At 36.5% G+C, this 17,839-nt stretch carries 19 protein-coding genes; 9 read left to right on the top strand and 10 right to left on the bottom strand.

The window, feature by feature from the left end:
- Positions 1-71 precede the first annotated feature (71 nt).
- The 4 genes from FLUTA_RS11320 (at position 72) to FLUTA_RS11305 (ending at position 3,697) form a co-directional block, all read left to right on the top strand.
- The gene (locus FLUTA_RS11320) at positions 72-731 is read left to right on the top strand and encodes a hypothetical protein (protein WP_013687016.1); all 660 of its coding nucleotides are present in this window, start codon (positions 72-74) and stop codon (positions 729-731) included.
- 63 nt (positions 732-794) lie between these two features.
- Entirely contained in the window at positions 795-1,895 is a 1,101-nt protein-coding gene (locus FLUTA_RS11315; protein ID WP_013687015.1) for a helix-turn-helix domain-containing protein, read from the top strand.
- 108 nt (positions 1,896-2,003) lie between these two features.
- Positions 2,004-3,035, top strand: coding sequence for an alpha/beta fold hydrolase (locus FLUTA_RS11310; protein ID WP_148235432.1), 1,032 nt, complete (start codon positions 2,004-2,006; stop codon positions 3,033-3,035).
- Complete coding sequence (locus FLUTA_RS11305; protein WP_013687013.1) at positions 3,032-3,697, top strand: hypothetical protein; 666 nt, start codon at positions 3,032-3,034, stop codon at positions 3,695-3,697. The genes FLUTA_RS11310 and FLUTA_RS11305 overlap by 4 nt, the downstream gene beginning before the upstream one ends.
- Before the next feature lie 171 nt (positions 3,698-3,868).
- Here the strand turns inward: FLUTA_RS11305 and hemH are convergent, their stop codons facing one another.
- The 7 genes from hemH to FLUTA_RS11270 all read right to left on the bottom strand — a co-directional run bounded on the left by hemH (position 3,869) and on the right by FLUTA_RS11270 (position 10,692).
- A complete protein-coding gene (gene hemH / locus FLUTA_RS11300; RefSeq protein WP_013687012.1) occupies positions 3,869-4,891 on the bottom strand; it encodes a ferrochelatase in 1,023 nt (340 codons plus the stop codon).
- Positions 4,892-5,117: 226 nt separating this feature from the next.
- Complete coding sequence (gene lpdA, locus FLUTA_RS11295; RefSeq protein WP_013687011.1) at positions 5,118-6,521, bottom strand: dihydrolipoyl dehydrogenase; 1,404 nt, start codon at positions 6,519-6,521, stop codon at positions 5,118-5,120.
- A gap of 121 nt (positions 6,522-6,642) precedes the next feature.
- Positions 6,643-7,332 carry a hypothetical protein gene (locus FLUTA_RS11290; protein ID WP_013687010.1) on the bottom strand — a complete coding sequence of 230 codons (690 nt, stop codon included), beginning with the start codon at positions 7,330-7,332 and terminating at the stop codon, positions 6,643-6,645.
- Positions 7,333-7,371: 39 nt separating this feature from the next.
- Positions 7,372-8,004 (bottom strand): outer membrane beta-barrel protein, encoded by a 633-nt coding sequence (locus FLUTA_RS11285; RefSeq protein ID WP_013687009.1) that lies wholly within the window; start codon positions 8,002-8,004, stop codon positions 7,372-7,374.
- A gap of 397 nt (positions 8,005-8,401) precedes the next feature.
- On the bottom strand, positions 8,402-9,283 hold the full coding sequence (gene lipA, locus FLUTA_RS11280; RefSeq protein ID WP_013687007.1) for a lipoyl synthase: 882 nt from the start codon (positions 9,281-9,283) through the stop codon (positions 8,402-8,404).
- A 176-nt stretch (positions 9,284-9,459) separates the two neighbouring features.
- Positions 9,460-10,074 (bottom strand): hypothetical protein, encoded by a 615-nt coding sequence (locus tag FLUTA_RS11275; protein WP_013687006.1) that lies wholly within the window; start codon positions 10,072-10,074, stop codon positions 9,460-9,462.
- A gap of 6 nt (positions 10,075-10,080) precedes the next feature.
- Entirely contained in the window at positions 10,081-10,692 is a 612-nt protein-coding gene (locus FLUTA_RS11270; RefSeq protein WP_013687005.1) for a hypothetical protein, read from the bottom strand.
- Between the two features lie 220 nt (positions 10,693-10,912).
- On the opposite strand from FLUTA_RS11270, the gene FLUTA_RS11265 reads away from it, so the two are divergent.
- The 3 genes from FLUTA_RS11265 (at position 10,913) to FLUTA_RS11255 (ending at position 13,941) form a co-directional block, all read left to right on the top strand.
- A complete protein-coding gene (locus tag FLUTA_RS11265) occupies positions 10,913-11,317 on the top strand; it encodes an OsmC family protein (RefSeq protein WP_013687004.1) in 405 nt (134 codons plus the stop codon).
- The gene (gene rlmB / locus FLUTA_RS11260; RefSeq protein WP_013687003.1) at positions 11,310-12,134 is read left to right on the top strand and encodes a 23S rRNA (guanosine(2251)-2'-O)-methyltransferase RlmB; all 825 of its coding nucleotides are present in this window, start codon (positions 11,310-11,312) and stop codon (positions 12,132-12,134) included. Before FLUTA_RS11265 ends, rlmB begins: the two co-directional genes overlap by 8 nt.
- Before the next feature lie 133 nt (positions 12,135-12,267).
- Positions 12,268-13,941 carry a hypothetical protein gene (locus FLUTA_RS11255; RefSeq protein WP_013687002.1) on the top strand — a complete coding sequence of 558 codons (1,674 nt, stop codon included), beginning with the start codon at positions 12,268-12,270 and terminating at the stop codon, positions 13,939-13,941.
- A gap of 60 nt (positions 13,942-14,001) precedes the next feature.
- Here the strand turns inward: FLUTA_RS11255 and FLUTA_RS11250 are convergent, their stop codons facing one another.
- Both FLUTA_RS11250 and FLUTA_RS11245 read right to left on the bottom strand, forming a co-directional pair.
- Positions 14,002-14,763, bottom strand: coding sequence for an SDR family NAD(P)-dependent oxidoreductase (locus FLUTA_RS11250; protein WP_013687001.1), 762 nt, complete (start codon positions 14,761-14,763; stop codon positions 14,002-14,004).
- 90 nt (positions 14,764-14,853) lie between these two features.
- A complete protein-coding gene (locus FLUTA_RS11245; protein ID WP_043023787.1) occupies positions 14,854-15,777 on the bottom strand; it encodes a helix-turn-helix domain-containing protein in 924 nt (307 codons plus the stop codon).
- A 341-nt stretch (positions 15,778-16,118) separates the two neighbouring features.
- Here FLUTA_RS11245 and FLUTA_RS11240 point away from each other — a divergent pair, with 341 nt between their 5' ends.
- On the top strand, positions 16,119-16,673 hold the full coding sequence (locus FLUTA_RS11240) for a hypothetical protein (protein WP_013686999.1): 555 nt from the start codon (positions 16,119-16,121) through the stop codon (positions 16,671-16,673).
- Positions 16,670-17,203, top strand: coding sequence for an energy transducer TonB (locus FLUTA_RS11235; protein WP_013686998.1), 534 nt, complete (start codon positions 16,670-16,672; stop codon positions 17,201-17,203). The genes FLUTA_RS11240 and FLUTA_RS11235 overlap by 4 nt, the downstream gene beginning before the upstream one ends.
- Before the next feature lie 180 nt (positions 17,204-17,383).
- Here FLUTA_RS11235 and FLUTA_RS11230 read toward each other — a convergent pair whose 3' ends face one another.
- Positions 17,384-17,833 carry a KTSC domain-containing protein gene (locus FLUTA_RS11230; protein ID WP_013686997.1) on the bottom strand — a complete coding sequence of 150 codons (450 nt, stop codon included), beginning with the start codon at positions 17,831-17,833 and terminating at the stop codon, positions 17,384-17,386.
- Between the last annotated feature and the right edge of the window lie 6 nt (positions 17,834-17,839).

The raw sequence follows: 17,839 nt of genomic DNA, 5'->3' as shown, positions 1-17,839 counted from the left end.
AAAAAAACTCCATTCGACTAAAACATTTGAACATACCATATAATTTTTAATTTTACCTAAAAAATCAACTCATGAAAATCCTTTTCGTTCTTTTAGTAATCATTTGTGGAGCAACTATTTTCAAATTTAACGATCTCGAATTAAGCTTGTTAAATAATGGATTTTCTTGGACTATGTCTAAAATGATTCCTTATTTGATTCTAACAATTGGAGGTATATTAATCGCTTATTCATTTGCAAAAGCATTTAAAATCAAATCAAAAGTTCTAAAATTCAGTTTAATCATTCTTCTTTTTGCAACACCTTTCGCTCTTGGATTTATTTTGAATCCGATTTATGAAGGAGATTTCAGTTCTGAAGGAACAGATCTTAAAAATTCAGACGTTCGATTAGCGAAAGAAAATTATGATTTAGTAGTCATTACGATTCCAAATTGTCCTTATTGCCTTGAATCAATTGGAAAGTTAAAGTTGATTAAAAAGAGGAATCCAAACGCAAAAATTCTCTTTTCTGTTTGCACATCAGATAAAGAAAATTTGGCTTTATACCGTCAATTAATTAATGGTGATTTTGATATTGATTTAGCGAAAAATTTAGAAGAATCGAGCAAACTTGCAGACTTCGCATTCCCCTCTTTTGTACAGGTAAAAAAAGGAGTTCCTGTTTACAAATGGTCGAACGATCAATTTGGGGCCGGAGCGATGGATAAGTTTGAAGGAGAAGTTAAGTAAGTTTCCGGAATTGAGCTAGAATAAATAGAATTTCTCACAAGGAATCTATTAAATTTGCTTGCTATGTTCTTTATTGCCGGTTTCAGCATTGCTTGTTTTCTCCTGTTTCTTTTTTTGTTCAAAAAACGAAAAGAAGTACCCGACTACATTCTGGCTTCCTGGCTGGTAATCATCGCTCTTCACCTTGCACTCCATTACCTGCGTTTTTCGGAACTGGACATAAAACACCCATGGCTTTTGGGCATAATTCTTCCAATACCGGTTTTACACGCCCTTTTCCTGTACTTTTATACTATTACCCTTACCGAAAACCGCATTCCACGCGTACCAGTCATTTTCCTTCATTTCATCCCCTTCTTTTGTTTGATAGGTTTAGCAATTCCCTTCTATACATTAACACCGGCTGAAAAAGTTACGGTGTTTAAAAACCAAGGGCAAGGCTTCGAATGGTATTCCATTGTACAACTATCATTTATACTGCTTTCAGGAGCTTTTTATTCCCTTGCAACAATATTAAAGATTCGCACACATCGGAGAAAGATCCAGGATTACCTATCAAATACAGATCAAAAAATGCTCCGCTGGTTAGAATACCTGGTTGTTGGGCTTGGACTAATCTGGCTTCTCACACTGTTTTTCGACGACACCATCATTTTCGGAGGAGTAACCGTATTTATCTTATTCATTGGCTTTTTTGGAATTAATCAGATTTCTATTTTTACCACCATTAGCGTTGCGAACTCATCGGTTGATCCGAATCCAACTTCGATTCCTGATTCTGAAAACAAAAAAGAAAAATACCTCAAATCAGGTCTGGAACGGGAACAGGTTTCAATGATCATGTCAAAACTGGAACAATTCATGACGCAGGAAAAACCTTTCAAAGAAAGTGAACTGACCTTAAACGACCTGGCAAGAAGAATGGACCTAAATCCCAATCAGCTTTCACAGGTCATTAACTCTGAAACCGGAAATACCTTTTACCATTACATCAACACCTTCCGTATCAATGAATTTTTGTACTTGTTGTCACTCCCAGAAAACAAGAAATTCACCTTTCTGGCACTAGCCTATGATTGCGGATTCAATTCAAAAACCACTTTCAATAAATATTTCAGGATTCAAACCGGGAAAACACCCACCGAATACTTTTCAACGATATAACCTGATATACAGCTATTTACTGTATTAAATATTCTTCTTGTTGCATCCGCCTATAAGGACGAACGCCTGTTTCGCTTCCAAGTCATTGCTTTGCATCAAAAAAAAATCATGAACAAATTTACTTTCAGTCCGTTCCGCCATGGCAGACCAGCGCATTGGATACCTATCATTATTCTTATCAACTTATGCTGGACCACATCCTGCAAAAAGGTTGATATGTCGAAACCGGGGGCACTTGTCCCTCTAACCGTTGATCAGGACCCTTCAATACCTTCACTTACAATCAACGGAACAATGCTCCATGTTGAAACGCATGGAACCCCCTCAGATCCAATATTAATAATGGTTCATGGCGGACCAGGTGGTGATTATCGTTCCTTACTAAATGCAGTTGATTTCGTCAATGACGGATTTTATGTGGTTTTTTATGACCAGCGCGGTACTGGACTTTCTAAACGAGAAGATAAAAGTCAATACGAGCAGGCAGACGCTGTCCAGCTTTACATCAACGACCTGAATGCGCTGGTAGATCATTTTCAGCAAACATCCGCTCAAAAAGTGTTTTTGATGGGACATTCCTGGGGAGCCATGTTGTCTACAGCTTATATCAATCAACATCCCGAAAAGATCAGCGGAGTTGTTCTGGCCGAACCAGGAGGATTTACCTGGGATCAAACCAGTGATTACCTGAGTCGTTCAAACAAGATCAAATTCTTTTCCGAAGCATTGAATGATGCTGTTTTTCCAGAACAAATCATTGCAGGAAGAGACGATCAGGAAATCCTGGATTACAAAGCCAGTTTCTTTTCTACTTTTGAAAATGCTCCAGGAAATACGATTGGAAACCCGGGATCCTATCCTTTTTGGAGAAACGGAGCCGTCGTTTTTGAAAAACTGCTTGAAAATGCAGAAAAATACAATTTCGATTTCACCACAAACCTACATTCCTTTTCTACCAGGGTATTGTTCATGTACAGTGAGCGAAACCAAGCTTACGGACCTGATTGGGCTGCAACCGTTTCTTCACCCTATCCGAATGTCAAACTGGAACAAGTCCAGAATTGCGGTCACGAAATGCTCTATTTCGGTTGGACCGATCTTTATCCAAAAGCTGCTTCTTACTTAAACTCTTTAAAATGAAACCAATTTTACACATTTTTTTCTTGCTTTTAAGTATCCTGAAAACCAACGCCCAGGAAATTAACTGGCGTGCATTGAATAATCAATCAAACCATTTGATATCTGCTCATTTCGGAGCTGATTACAGCTCTTACTACGGGGTTTCTTATGCATATGGAATCAAAAACAAGTACAAACCCGTTTTTATCGGTACTGAATTTACGCTACCCTTCGGAAAACAAGTAACAGATGACTGGCGTGGAAACCTGAACATACAAACAGAACTTTGGCACAACGAACATTTGTCTCTTGGAACAAAGCTCTCGTTCTTTACCCGAAGATATGCCTCGCCAATGGCAACCATTTACAATACTTCTACCGCATTATCCATTCATTTTGGATATTTGCGACCTAAAGTGGGAGCAGTATTGGTAGTAGCTTACGACCAAACACTTGTAGCTCACGTCAGTCATAAATTAATGAAAGAGTACTATCCTCAAATCAGGGATGGATGGTATGATGCTTCAGGCGGAACTTTTAAATTCGGGATTCGCGGAAACTGGTCACACAAATCATGGAGTACAACCCTAACTCTGGGAAAAGCCTTTGCACGAAACTTCAAGGATAATCCAACACTGCCTTTTTTCGCAGAACTTAGTGTGCAGAAAAGATTTGGGAGATAGCCAAAAAGCGCGCGAAACAGTTTCGCGCGCTTTATTATTCAATCGATTATTAATGATCTGTTTTAGTAGTCATTTCTATACTCTGACATTGATTCGGAGCAGATCCAAAAGTTCCTGAAAATAGAGCGTTCCTATATTTGTGAACGTGCTTCATCTTTACCGCCCTTATTCTCAGAAATTGGTTCTCACCAAATCCTCTAAACAATCGATAAATCTCGGATGATCATTAGAACTCGGAACCAACTGCACTTTCTCGCCGCCATGTTCTTCGAAGATTTCTTGGTATTCTCCACCGATTTCGATCAAAGTCTCTAGGCAATCTGCCACAAAAGCTGGACTAAAAGCCAAAACGCGTTTGTTCCCTTCTTTCCCCCATTGCTCGATCACTTTATCAGAGAAAGGTTGAATCCATTTTTCATCCAAACGCGACTGGAAACTAACAATATATTGATCATCTGTCAAACCTAATTTAGCTGCAATTAAACGCGTAGTTTCATAACTTGTAGCTTTGTAACAGAACTTATTTTCTTCAGTGATTTCTTTCTCACAATCATGATCGGTACAAAGCCCTTCTTCATAAACTTTATCGACTTGTCTTTCAGGTAAACCGTGATACGAAAACATGATTTTATCATAAGAAGGAATATCGAACTCTTTGGCTCTTTCTATGATAGAATCAATATATCCTTCGTGATTGTAGAATTGAGAAATGATTTTTATTTCTGGAATTACCCACCATTTTTTGATAATACTCATTGCCTTTTCAACAGCAGAACCTGTTGAAGCACTTGCGTATTGCGGGAATAAAGGCAAAATAATCAATTGGTCATAATTTGCTTTATGCATACGGTCCAAAACAGAATCCATGGAAGGGTTTTGATAACGCATTGCCATTTCTATTGTCACATTATCCGAATCAAATCGCTTTTGAAGCAAACTTTTCACAGACTCTGTATAAGTCAAAAGTGGTGATTTTCCGTTTCCTAAATCCCACAATTGCTTATATATCTTAGCTGATTTAGGTGTTCTAAACGGAACGATGATTCCTCGAACCAATAACAAGCGAGAGAAAAACGGAATATCAATTACTCTTGGGTCCATTAAAAACTCTTTCAAATAGCGACGAACATCACTATTCTTAGGACTATCTGGTGTTCCTAACTGAATCAATAATACACCAATTTTTTTACTCATCGTTCTCGTTTAAAGGTGCTGCAAAAGTACATAAAAGTGAAGAATGGAAAATGACGTAAATCATTAATTTAAAAAGATAATTCTCTTTGATTAATCAAATAGTTATAGCAAATTTCTCTATATGTTCTTTGTGGCGCTATGTGGTTGTAATTATTAGATAGCCCTAGAACAACAAAAGCCCTTCCGAATATCCGAAAGAGCTTTTTTATTTTGTTTTGAGAATCTCTTAAATATGTAATGCTCTGTTATCCGTTGCAGCAAGCGCAGCTTCTTTGATTGCTTCAGAGAATGTTGGATGCGCGTGACAAATACGGGAAATATCTTCTGCAGATGCACGGAATTCCATTGCTGTAACAGCTTCCATAATCATATCTGCAGCGCGTGCAGCGATCATGTGAACTCCCAAAACCTCATCTGTTTTAGCATCTGCCAATACTTTTACAAATCCTGTAATATCCATCGAAGCGCGCGCTCTTCCCAATGCTTTCATAGGAAAAGAACCAGCTTTGTATTCAACTCCAGCAGCTTTCAATTCTTCTTCTGTTTTTCCAACTGAAGCGATTTCTGGCCAAGTATAGACAACTCCTGGAATCAAATTGTAATTGATGTGTGGTTTTTGTCCCGCCAATTGCTCAGCAACAACAACACCCTCTTCTTCTGCTTTATGTGCCAACATCGCTCCACGAACAACGTCACCAATTGCATAAATGTTTGGAACGGATGTCTGTAAATGATCATTCACATCGATTTGACCGCGGTTATTTGCAGTTAATCCGATATTTTCCAAACCTAAACCTTCTGTGTATGCTTTACGCCCAACAGCTACCAAACAATAGTCTGCTTCCAAAGTAACTTCTTCATTTTTCTTATTCAAAGCAGTCAATTTCACACCTTTTCCCGTGTTTTCGACTTTCTGAACTTTATGCTCCAAATGGAATTTGAATCCTTCTTTCTTCAATATTTTAGTTAATTCTTTTCCTAATGAAAGATCCATTGTTGGAAGAATCGTTGGTGCAAATTCAACTACATCAACTTCTGTTCCCAAACGGGCATAAACAGATCCCAATTCCAATCCAATAACTCCACCTCCAATAACAATCATTCTTTTTGGAATTTCTGTCATTTTCAATGCTTCAGTTGAAGTAATGATTCGTTTTTTATCGGGTTCCATTCCAGGAAAGAAATTTGGTTTTGAACCCGTTGCAATGATTGTGTTTTTTGCAGTAATGTTCGTGCTATTTCCCTTTTCGTCTTTAATTGCAATCGTTGTTTTATCAACGAATGAACCAACACCTTGGTAAACTGTCACCTTGTTTTTGTCCATCAGGAATTTAATCCCGTTACACGTTTGTGTGATTACCTCTTCTTTGCGCGCAATCATTTGAGTGATATCTGCTTCCACATTATCCACTTTGATTCCGTGAGTTGCAAAGTTGTGCTTCGCATTGAAAAAGTGTTCCGAAGAATCCAACAACGCTTTTGAAGGAATACATCCTACGTTTAAGCAAGTTCCTCCAAGAGTTGGGTATTTTTCGATCAAAGCAGTATTCAATCCTAATTGTGCACAGCGAAGAGCAGCTACGTATCCACCTGGACCAGAACCGATTATCGCAACATCAAACGTACTCATAGTTTCAATTTCTAAAATGTGGGTTAAAGGTAAGTATTAATTGAAAATGGAAAATGGAAAATGTGAAAGAATGTGCTAAAAAGAGATAGTGTGAAATGTTAGAATCGAAGGCTTAATACTTCTATCTATTAAGCGTTTCTTTTTTCCGAGGCTTTAAATACCAATAAAATCCTGGTCTTATCGTAACCCCGCCCCAACCAACAGAATAACCTTGAGAGCCAGCTAAGTTTGTCTGTCCCATAAAATTTATGTCTAGATGAAAATACATAACTGGAGTAAGTTTGAACTCCTGACTAACAGTAATATGAGGCCCCAACATAATACGAGAAGTTGGGTTAACCTTTGTATTTACTTCATGTTCCAACTGATTATTCGAAAAATAATACCAACTTCTTCGATACTTGTACATCAAAAGTGAGCCAACTGCAAATCCGGGTGCAAAAATTAAACGATATCGATCCCTATGGATAATTGGAATATGCCATTTTAATCCAACATTAAACACCTGCGACTTATAATGACTTACAGCATAAGTGGTATCGAACTCATAACTTTTGTAGTAATTATCTCTGGAATCTCCCACATAATTATATTCTGTGTACTGCAGATAAACCTCCATTCGTCTTTTGAAATCCCCCTTCTTTTTGATAATCGTACTCTGTCCTAGCTCATAGGCCATTCCCTTTCGATACTTTTCAGCAACAAGTGTAACTCCGGCTCCGGCATAGATACCGAATTGAACACGTCGTGGAGCTTCTTGGCTTTGCAAGCCAAAAGGAATGCAGATGATTAATAGAATTAAGGTTTTCATAACGATGATTTAAGTGAATTTATTTGATATAACAGATGTCTAAAAGATGTATGCCACACCCGTTGTTACATTTCCTCCTGAATAGATATTCCCGTCATAAAATTCAAATTCAAAGCTAGTAAACGCATTCAATCCCATGTTAAGTGCCCAGTGTTCAGCAAATTTATATTCAACAGCGATTGCTGCATGCATTCCGAAATAAGCGACCTCATTGGTTCCTCTTTTTTCCCAACCTTGCGTCGTTGTAATTCCATTTTCGGTTGTCACTCGTTTTTCTAGAAACGAATAAAAAGCACTAAATCTCGGACCAACACCAATATACATAGATACGAGTTCTTTATTCATAATCTTGAATTCAGGTCGGAAAAAGACACTTACTCCTTTGACCCTTCGTTCAATATCTGTAAACCTATTTATAGCTATTGTTTTGTCTTCCAACTTGTATTGGTCATAAATCATACCTACCGAGTAAACCAATCTCAGACGACCGTTTCTTGTAGAATGTTTGATGTTTATTCCAGCATCTAATCCAATCCTTGTTTTTACGGTTGAATAAGAAGTTGTAAAATCTCTTAGTCCACCATTTACAAAAGCCCCAAATTGAGGGCTCGAATCATATTGTGCAATTCCTAAAAACGGAATAAGTATTACAATAGCAAGAATAAGTTTCATAGTTGTCAATTTTCAGTTCTCAAAACTACCATTAGACCAGAAATTCAGAAAACGGAAAAATGCGTTTGCGAAAAGCATGTTGCGAAAAGCCGTACAATATAAGAGAATGAGATTGAGAGAACAAAGCAAACTCGGAAACTACAATTTGAAAATAGGCTTTTCAACATAATAGGAATCAACTACTTTTGAATAGACCTGAAAATGGTCACAAAAGTCAAACATTCCTCCTGACGAATCCACGATTTGGTGTCCAGCCAATTAAGGGATGAATGATAAGCGTTATCTACGCTGATATTTGGCTTAATATTTTCAGCGCTCATTTTTGAGAACAGGGAACTTAGAAACCCCATAGTAGTAGGTTTAGTTAATAAGTTATTAGTGCTTAGTTGTTGTTTTATTACAAGTCAAAAATGTGTTTTTCAGCATGATAGGAAGAACGAACAAGCGGGCCGCTTTCTACGAAACGAAAGCCCATTTCCAATCCTAATTTTTCGTATTTCTGAAAACGCTCTGGCTCTACAAACTCTACAATTGGCAGATGCTTTGGAGTTGGTTGCAAGTATTGTCCTAAAGTGATAATATCTACTCCAACGGATCTTAAATCTTGCATTGCTTCGATCACTTCTTCATCAGTTTCACCCAAACCAAGCATGATGCCTGATTTAGTTCTCATTCCTCCTTTTTTCAAACGGAACAAAACCTCTAAGCTCCGATCGTATTTTGCTTGAATGCGCACTTGTTTTGTCAAACGACGAACTGTTTCCAAGTTATGTGAAACAATTTCAGGAGCCACATCGATAATCTGTTGCAGGTTTTCCCATTTTCCAGCGAAATCGGGAATCAAGGTTTCCATCGTTGTCCTAGGGCTTTGATGACGAACCGCGCGAACAGTTTGTACCCAAATTCCTGCTCCGCCATCCTTCAAATCGTCACGGTCTACCGAAGTAATTACCGCGTGTTTGATCTGCATGGTTTTAATGGAATGAGCTACTTTTCCAGGCTCAAATTCATCGATTGCATCTGGTTTTCCTGTTTGGACAGCACAGAAACCACACGAACGTGTACAGATATTTCCAAGGATCATGAACGTTGCAGTTCCTTCACCCCAACATTCACCCATATTTGGGCAAGAACCACTTTCGCAAATAGTGTGTAATTTATGCTCATCCACCAATGCCCGAACCTTGCGGTAATTTTCTCCAATTGGAAGTTTTACGCGCAACCAGCTTGGCTTTTTGATGCGAACTTTATTATCTGCTGTTGTTATTTCTTCTGACATAGTCGTGCCTTTCCGCTATTCAAAAATAGATTTACCATCGGGACGCAAAATTCCGTACCTTTGGCCTCGCTAATTTTGATTTTACAAAAGTACAAAGAAGCATTCAAAAGAAGTGGAAAAAGTTCAAAAGGTTAAAGGGTTTAACAATTTTGAAGAAAGAATCAAAAGCTAAAGAATCATTTCTTAGAAGGAAAACCATCATCATTCACGAGAATGATCAATACTTCGTTTTTCATTTCAAATTTCAACAAATACTCTTTGAGTTTTTTGAGCATTATTTTCGAATAATGATTTGACCAAATATTCCAATAAATAACAATGGTATATTTTTTCTCTTGCGCGCCTAACAAAATTCGTTGCTCTTCTGATTCATTGATGTTCCATAGTGATAAATTGTCTTTGAATTTCAACTCATAATTCGTTGGTAAATGTTCAAATTTTTTAAATCCTTTCTCTGATAGGATATTCAGTCTATTCATATCTCCATAACATTGACAGTATCCATTTATTAATTTCCCAAGAGAATCATAAATACGAAGTTGCATTTGAGATTGCATAGTTCCTTTTTCTAATTTATATAAATCCAACGCATGTTTTTTAGCGGACAAGGAATCTATCAATTCATCTTTCATCAAAATACTGTGGTCGTAGTAGATGATATTATTTTTCGCAAGATATGTTTCTACTTCATACCTGGTTTTATCCATAAAAGGTTTTGTTCCCATATAATGAATCAAACCACAAGATGAAATTGTTGTTAAATATAATAAGGTTAGTATTATTATTTTCATAATTCATTAATTCATAACTGTTTCTACAAGCGCATAGTAATAATGTGTAGTTTCATCAAAAACAACAATATACTTTCCTTTTATAAACTTAATATTATTTTTGCCCATCGCACTAGACATATTCGAACTAGCTGATATATCATTTTCAATATAGAAATAACCATCCTTTGTGAAATCAGCTAAATCTAAATTAAAAACAAACATCATTGCTTGCTCATGAGTTTCTTTGTTTTCAATCAAACTTAATCCATAAACCCTCAGTCCGTCTGCATAAGTTTCAGGAGTTGCCGAATCACCATTATTATTATTTCCACTAATGGTAGCGCCACCTATACAAAGCCCAGGACAAGGGCCACATGCACCACCACCAGCACAACCCTGGAACAAATGTGTACCTGAGTGGTCATTGAACCATTTTTTAACCTTCTCAAACCAGCCTGGACCAACCTTTTCACTAGAATTTATTGATTGAATAATGCTTGTAACATCTTTTTCTGAATAGGTTTGTTCAAAATTAACAACAGATTCATTTTCTCTTTTAGAAACTTCTTGATTCTTGTTGCAAGACACAGCGATAAAGGATATCGTTACTAACGATAGATAAATTAACTTTTTCATTTTTGATTAAAATTTAGATATTTCCTTTTAAAACAGTAAGGAATTATTAGACTGACTTAAACGTGAATAATGGCCATTAAGTGAATTAAGTTTTTAAAACTAAAAAAAAAAAAATAGAACCCCACAACTTTTTAAAAAAAAATCGAAAATATTTTCCAATAATCATTTCTTTGCGCTCTTCCTTCTAATAAACCCTACATTTGCAATAATATTATTTTCTATGGCAACATCTACAGTGAAGTACTTGGGAGGATTGAGAACAGAATGTACTCATCTTCAATCTGGCACAGTCATTCATACCGACGCGCCTACAGACAATCATGGAAAAGGAGAGAAATTCTCCCCAACAGATTTAGTAGCAACGGCTTATGCTTCTTGTATGATCAGTATAATTGGAATATACTGCAATGAACATGGACATGCTTACGAAAATGGCTTTGCAACGGTGACTAAAATCATGGCTGTTTCTCCGCGAAGAATTGGAAAATTGGTGATTGATATTGACCTGAGAAACAATGGTTGGGACGAAGCAACTATTGAAAAAGTAAAACGTGCTGCTTTGGCTTGTCCAGTTGCAAAATCAGTTAGTGAAGAACTCGAACTAGAAATTACATTCAATGTATAATAAGAAAAACGACCGCGAAGAAAGAGGCGGAGGATTTAATCAAGACAAACGCAATTTTGAACGTAAACCGAAGGAAGATCCAACGGACATTATTTACGGAATTCGTGTGGTGATTGAAGCCATTAAAAATGAAGTTGAAATCAACAAAATCCTTATTCAAAAAGGAATTGACAAGGATCTATTTGAAGAGTTGAGAACCGTTTTAACTGGTAAAGAATATCAGTTGCAGTTTGTTCCAGTTGAAAAATTGAACAAATTGACGGTAAACAATCATCAAGGAGTGATTGCATTTACTTCTCCAGTGGAATATAAGAACATTGAAGAATTGTGTGACCAATGGCTTTCTGAAGGGAAAGAACCTTGCATCTTGGTGCTTGATCGCATTACAGATGTTCGAAATTTTGGTGGAATTGCACGTACGGCTGCATGTATGGGAGTGGATGCGATTCTAGTTCCATCAAAAGGTAGTGCATTGGTTTCTGCAGATGCCATTAAAACTTCAGCAGGAGCTTTACACAGCATTCCTGTTTGTAAAACCGATTTATTGAAAAACAGTTTGTTCTATTTGCAGCAAAGTGGATTCCAATTGGTTTCATGTACTGAAAAATCGAAAGTTTCAGCAGAAAATTATTCGTTCTTTGGCCCAACAGCGATTATTGTTGGATCTGAAGAGGATGGAATTTCTCACGATTTATTGAAAATGTCGGATGTGCGTTTGAGCATTCCAATGGCTGGAGATATTTCTTCGTTGAACGTTGGTGTGGCAACTGGAATGATTTTATACGAACGATTGAAGCAAGTGAAGGCTGCAAAATAATATAGATATTAAGATATCAGGACTTTAGGATATTAATACTGAATAGACAAAAGCCTTCTGAAATTCAGAAGGCTTTCGTTTTAAATACACTCCAATATTTGTAACTTTTCCATTTTATGAATTTATAGATTAAATGAGATTTTTTTATCTGTTTTTGTTTCTTCATCCATTAGTCTTATTGAGTCAAGCTCCGATACCACGACCTGATTGCGATAACTCACCTTATATCATCGTAAATAATTACAGTGATACCACAATTCATTTCGGACAGTATCTTTTTGGATTAAATGATCGTAATGGGAATGTGATTTTACCCATACAATACAATCAACTCTTTCCCATTCGGATTGTAAATGACAGCTGTGGCAGGATGACTTCCAAATTCATTGTTACTAATGGCAATTTTCAATACGTCTATGACGCAATCACAAAAGAGGAAAGCGAAAAACACCAGCATATTTTCTACTTGGAGAATTATTTTCTATTCAAAGACTCCTTGTATTGGGGAGTAATAGATAGTTCACTGAACACCATTTTAAGAAACATTCCTGGCGAACCCGGAACCACAACTATCCCTGAAAGTCTTTACAGCTTTAATTTGGATAAGTCATACAGTCCGTTTGACCTCTTCTATGAAGACCTTTTCGAGTATCGGCGTTATCTTGAGGAGGGAAATTCGTTAGAAAAATGGCCGAGTGTACTTTTATACAAAAAGGATTGCACAAAAAAATTTGCATCACCATTAGATGTCACATATTCCGATTTACCCTGGAATCATAAAATTCCAAGCAGTATGAACAAATACGGACTTTTTGATCTTCAAAGTAAAAAACTAATTCCTGCTATTTACCATGAAATCAGCTTCAAAACACTCGATAAAAAGATCTATTACTGGTGCGCGATCTTTAAACAATATAATACTCCAATCACAAACTGGTCATACCAGGGAGAATTACATATCTATGACCAATCTTTGAATCTCATTAAAAAACTTCCTTTTCATACAAATCCACCTGTTAAGTATGATTACAATAACGATTATCATCCTTACAAAACCAAACGAGATATTTATCCCTTAGAAAACCTACGCAACAAATATGGAGCAATTGATGCAAAAGGAATTACCGTTCTTTCATTCGAATACGATAATATCTCTCCTCCTGTTAATTACTCGTACTATAGTCCTTATCTAAAAGCCGTAAAAAAAAATAGTGTTCAGCTATTAGATACGGAAGGCAAACAAATTATTGATGGAAGCTATTTAGATATTAATGTATTATCAAAAGACCAACCATACTTTGCCGCAAAAACAGACACTGCATTAAACTCGTGGCATCTTATTTCAAAAGAAGGAAAAATCTTAACTTCTGGATTCGAGCAACTTTTCTACAATAAAGATTTGATCTATCATTTGGATATTCCATATGAATACAGAAGGAATGACCAACCGATTTTTTGTGCAATAGGAAACAGCAAAATGTACCTTATCAGTAACAATACCAGTTATTTATGCGACAGCACACGTTTCAATTTCAAACAAGAAACATTTTACATGAATCAATTCATCGTCAATAAAACAGGTGATCTCATTTATCACGGAAATTTCCTGGTCATGATAAACAAGTTGGGGTATGTAGATATCAACTCAGGATGCACCACAATTATATCAATTGATGGGAAACAAAAACAGGAGATTGATCTACCCTTCAGTGAAATTGACTGGCTAAATAATTTGGTTTGCCTCAAAACTGAAGATAATCAGTTTGTTACTTTTGACTTACGAAATTGGAAATGGTTGAAAGACTAACAGGCTTTCACAACTAAAAGTAAAAAGTCCTAATCCTGACAGATTAGGACTTTTTCAATATTATAGATTCGCTCCACCAGAAACTTCGATTCTCTGACCATTGATCCAACGAGATTCATCTGAACAAAGGAAGGCAACAACATCACCGATGTCATCTGGCATTCCTACTCTTCCTAAAGCCGTTTTGTCTGCAACCATCTTGTTGTAAACTGCATTATCACGTACAGCTCCTCCTCCAAAATCGGTTTCAATTGCTCCTGGTGCCACACAATTTGCGCGAATCTGACGTGTTCCTAATTCGCTTGCCAAGTAACGTGTGTATTGTTCAATTCCTGCTTTCAAAGAGCCATAAACGGAATAGCCGGGTCCTGTGAAACGCGCTAATCCACTGGAAATATTTACGATTCCTCCTCCATCATTCAATATAGGAAGGATTTCTTGTGTCAAGAATACAGGTGCTTTCATGTGGATATCTGAAAGTAATTCGAAAACAGCTAATTCAGTAGCACCAATTGGAGTCATTGCACCAATTCCAGCATTGTTTACCAAAAAATCGAGTTTATCTATACTGAAAGTATTAGTCATTACTGACCGTAAATCTGCTCCAAACTGCTGGAAAGTATCTACTTTACTCACATCCAAAGGAAGAGCAAATGCTTTTACTCCTCTTGCTTCTACTTCTGCAACTACTTTATCCGCTTCTGCTTTGTTTGTGTGATAAGTAATTACAACGTTGATTTCCTTATCTGCCAATTTGTTTGCCATGCTTCTTCCCAGACCACGGCTTCCTCCTGTAATGAGTGCTAATTTGTTTGGTTTCATCTGATTTAAATTTGATCAAACAAAGGTAGGCCGAACTTCCTCTCCACATTTGCAAAGAGCAATCCAACTATTGCAAAAATCAAATATTGATTATACTCTAAAAGAATTCGGAGTAACCTGGGTATGTTTTCGAAAGAAATTGGAAAAATGAGCTACTTCCTCAAATCCCAAACAATACCCGATTTCTGAAACTGTCCAATTTGTTTGTTTCAAGAGAATCTTTGCTTCCTGCGTAATTCTGTTTCCAATAACCTCTGTTGTTGTTCGTCCTGTATTTTCCTTCAGAACTTTATTGAGGTGATTGACATGAACTGCCAAGCGATTCGCATAATCTTTCGCAGTTCTCAAACCAATGCGCTGCTGATTAGATTCAATAGGAAATTGTCGTTCCAACAACTCGACAAACAAGGATGTTACTCGTTCAGAAGCAGAATGCTTCGGATATAAAACAGATGCTGGCTGTAGTTTTTGTCCCAAATGAATAAGCTCCATAATATAATTTCGAATCAAATCGTATTTGAAGGCATAATCGGATGCTTGTTCTTTCTTCATCTTTGAAAAAACAGTTCGTAGATAGTGATACTCACTTTCTGACAGCTCAAAAACAGGAATACTTCCCGGACTAAAGATTGGCAGTTCATCCAATATAAACCCTGTATTCGCTCTCGTTATAAAATCTACCGTAAAAACACAAAATACAGCGCTGTGATTTTCATCTTCAGAAGTGTAATTATAAGGAACTTTAGGTGTAGCGAAAAGCAATGCATATTTCTCAATATCAATTACTTTATCAGCATATTCAGCTTGGCTTTGCCCTTCAATCAAACTAATCTTGTAATACAAGCGTCGGTTGTAGGGCATTTTTCCTTTCGTTCCATTATTCTGTGCAAGCAATTCAACAGTGTCAAAAACATTGAAATGCCCTAACTCCTTACTGATTCCTTCTGGAACCAAAGACGAACCATTAATAGTACAGATTGATTGATAAAACTCCTCTAAGCTGATAAAATCCATGACCGAACAAATTGCAAAATTCAAAGATACGGAGATTAATGATCAATTAACAATGGAGAAATTATCAAGAAGATTTTTGCTTTTCGAATAAAACCCTCTTGATAATTGATAATTAAACCATTGCTAATTCGAATCAACGAAAGCTACTCTTCAATACATCACAGCAAAAGCACTAAATAACTGTTTCTATATTTAGTATATTCGCTTTAAAAATAGTTCCACAGTGTGGGTTATTGCATTTCTTACGCGGATACTTCTCTCCGCCTCGCGTTTTTGAGAAAAGAGGATGCTTTAGAAGCAAAGGATAAATTCTTTGAAATTTACAAATTAAGCAGAAACACATGAAAGGACACTTTATTGTAAACAAGAACACAGCTGTATATGTTGCAGATCGCTCTGAAAAAGAATTGCTATCTCAAGGAATTGAATGGCACAATCCAACAATCAACGATAAAACAATATTATGCGCAAATAAGGATTTAAAAAACTTCCCTTTTAAAACTATTGATCATGGAGCATTTCCTTATAAACTAGTTTTATTAAAATTGTTACAAGAAACTTTATTTGGAGATTCAAATATTGAGTACGCAGATGTATCAGAGGAAGAGAGAGATTATGTTTGGAGCAATCAGTTTTCACTTTCTTATATAGAACACTTTAAACTAAAAAGATATAAAGTAATACAAGCAATAAAATCTGCAACAAGTTTTGATAACAATGGAGTAACATATTATTTAAACAGAAAACAGGATGTTATTTATTTACTCCAAGCTTTGCAATACTGTTGTAAAGAATACATAGAGGAAGAAAGAAAATTTAAAATTGTTTTTCCAGAAGATTTTATAGAAAATTATAAACATTGCGAAGTGATTAATTTAAAAGGATCACTTTCATGAGACACGTGGATTACATAGGGTGGTCATTACCAAAAACAAACAAGACTATCTGTGGAATTTTCTCTGAAACACAAGTTGCGAAGGGATATGAAAATTACCGCCAATTAGTAGCAAAAACTGTATTGGCTCTCGGATTAGGTATTTCTGCAAATGCTCAAGCACAAGAAGAAAATGATCCTTTCAGATCTTCCTTGAAAACTCCTAAAGAACATGTCATAGCAGGAGTTGTCATTGATGAAACACCAACAGCCGATTATCCAAGTGGAATTGCAGCATTGTGCAGCTTTTTCAAAGAGAACATTATTTATCCTTCCGACAGTGTGGAAGGGAAAGTATATGTTTCACTCACCATTGACACGGTGGGTCGCGTAACAAATGTCCGGATCAAGAAATCCCTGAGTCCATTAGCCGATGCTGAAGTCATTCGAGTCGTGAGATTAATGGTTTTCAAACCAGCAATTATAAACGGAAAACCAGTGAATTCTAAGATCTCGCTTCCTTGTTCGTTCAGTTTAGGAAAGAACGATTAAGTGTATCTCTTCGATATATCTGATTCTTTTCATTTTCCCACGGACGAGCACGGAAGTACACTAAAGTTGATATCTTGAAAAACTCAACAAATTATAATGCTACCGTGTTCACTACATATGGATCCGTGTTCCTGCAGATAAGGCATAAGCGTTCTGTGGGAAATATAGACCAATCGAATTCTAAACCTCAACCGCGCCTTTACTCGCCATTCGATAAGTATGAGAAGAGAAAATATGTCTACGTGCAAAACGTTCTGGAGTAGCTGATTGTGTCAACTTTTTGTAAACGTTATTTGGAACCGCGAAATACTCAAATACTTGACCATTCAAGAATGTCACTTTTAATGTGAGTCCTTTGTAATGGAAATCAGCAATCATGGAAGTATTGATCGTTTCTTGATATTCCTCCATATTCTGTTCCAACGTTTCTGGTGCAATACTCACCAAAAAATGGTAAGCGTCGATAATTTCCAAGCTTTTCACTTCTGCTTCTGCTTTCATCGGATCTTCTTCCTGAAATTTATCCGGATGCCATTCTTTTACCAACTTGCGGTAAGTTGTTTTCAATTGAGCTAAGCTAATTTCCTCTTCTACTTGGAAAAGTTTTTTGTACAATGCAATGCGTTTCATATAATA

This window comes from Fluviicola taffensis DSM 16823 (genome assembly GCF_000194605.1).
In the GTDB taxonomy this organism is placed as follows: domain Bacteria; phylum Bacteroidota; class Bacteroidia; order Flavobacteriales_D; family Crocinitomicaceae; genus Fluviicola; species Fluviicola taffensis.
This window is presented reverse-complemented; position numbering and strand designations above follow the sequence as displayed.

Bases quoted from the DNA above. Each gene is read 5' to 3' on its own strand.
- FLUTA_RS11230 (WP_013686997.1), bottom strand. From the start codon at position 17,833: ATGAAACGCATTGCATTGTACAAAAAACTTTTCCAAGTAGAAGAGGAA.
- FLUTA_RS11265 (WP_013687004.1), top strand. From the start codon at position 10,913: ATGGCAACATCTACAGTGAAGTACTTGGGAGGATTGAGAACAGAATGT.
- hemH (WP_013687012.1), bottom strand. From the start codon at position 4,891: ATGAGTAAAAAAATTGGTGTATTATTGATTCAGTTAGGAACACCAGAT.
- FLUTA_RS11310 (WP_148235432.1), top strand. From the start codon at position 2,004: ATGAACAAATTTACTTTCAGTCCGTTCCGCCATGGCAGACCAGCGCAT.
- FLUTA_RS11270 (WP_013687005.1), bottom strand. From the start codon at position 10,692: ATGAAAAAGTTAATTTATCTATCGTTAGTAACGATATCCTTTATCGCT.
- FLUTA_RS11255 (WP_013687002.1), top strand. From the start codon at position 12,268: ATGAGATTTTTTTATCTGTTTTTGTTTCTTCATCCATTAGTCTTATTG.
- FLUTA_RS11290 (WP_013687010.1), bottom strand. From the start codon at position 7,332: ATGAAAACCTTAATTCTATTAATCATCTGCATTCCTTTTGGCTTGCAA.
- FLUTA_RS11240 (WP_013686999.1), top strand. From the start codon at position 16,119: ATGAAAGGACACTTTATTGTAAACAAGAACACAGCTGTATATGTTGCA.
- FLUTA_RS11250 (WP_013687001.1), bottom strand. From the start codon at position 14,763: ATGAAACCAAACAAATTAGCACTCATTACAGGAGGAAGCCGTGGTCTG.
- FLUTA_RS11320 (WP_013687016.1), top strand. From the start codon at position 72: ATGAAAATCCTTTTCGTTCTTTTAGTAATCATTTGTGGAGCAACTATT.
- FLUTA_RS11275 (WP_013687006.1), bottom strand. From the start codon at position 10,074: ATGAAAATAATAATACTAACCTTATTATATTTAACAACAATTTCATCT.
- FLUTA_RS11235 (WP_013686998.1), top strand. From the start codon at position 16,670: ATGAGACACGTGGATTACATAGGGTGGTCATTACCAAAAACAAACAAG.
- lpdA (WP_013687011.1), bottom strand. From the start codon at position 6,521: ATGAGTACGTTTGATGTTGCGATAATCGGTTCTGGTCCAGGTGGATAC.
- lipA (WP_013687007.1), bottom strand. From the start codon at position 9,283: ATGTCAGAAGAAATAACAACAGCAGATAATAAAGTTCGCATCAAAAAG.
- FLUTA_RS11285 (WP_013687009.1), bottom strand. From the start codon at position 8,004: ATGAAACTTATTCTTGCTATTGTAATACTTATTCCGTTTTTAGGAATT.
- FLUTA_RS11245 (WP_043023787.1), bottom strand. From the start codon at position 15,777: ATGGATTTTATCAGCTTAGAGGAGTTTTATCAATCAATCTGTACTATT.
- FLUTA_RS11305 (WP_013687013.1), top strand. From the start codon at position 3,032: ATGAAACCAATTTTACACATTTTTTTCTTGCTTTTAAGTATCCTGAAA.
- FLUTA_RS11315 (WP_013687015.1), top strand. From the start codon at position 795: ATGTTCTTTATTGCCGGTTTCAGCATTGCTTGTTTTCTCCTGTTTCTT.
- rlmB (WP_013687003.1), top strand. From the start codon at position 11,310: ATGTATAATAAGAAAAACGACCGCGAAGAAAGAGGCGGAGGATTTAAT.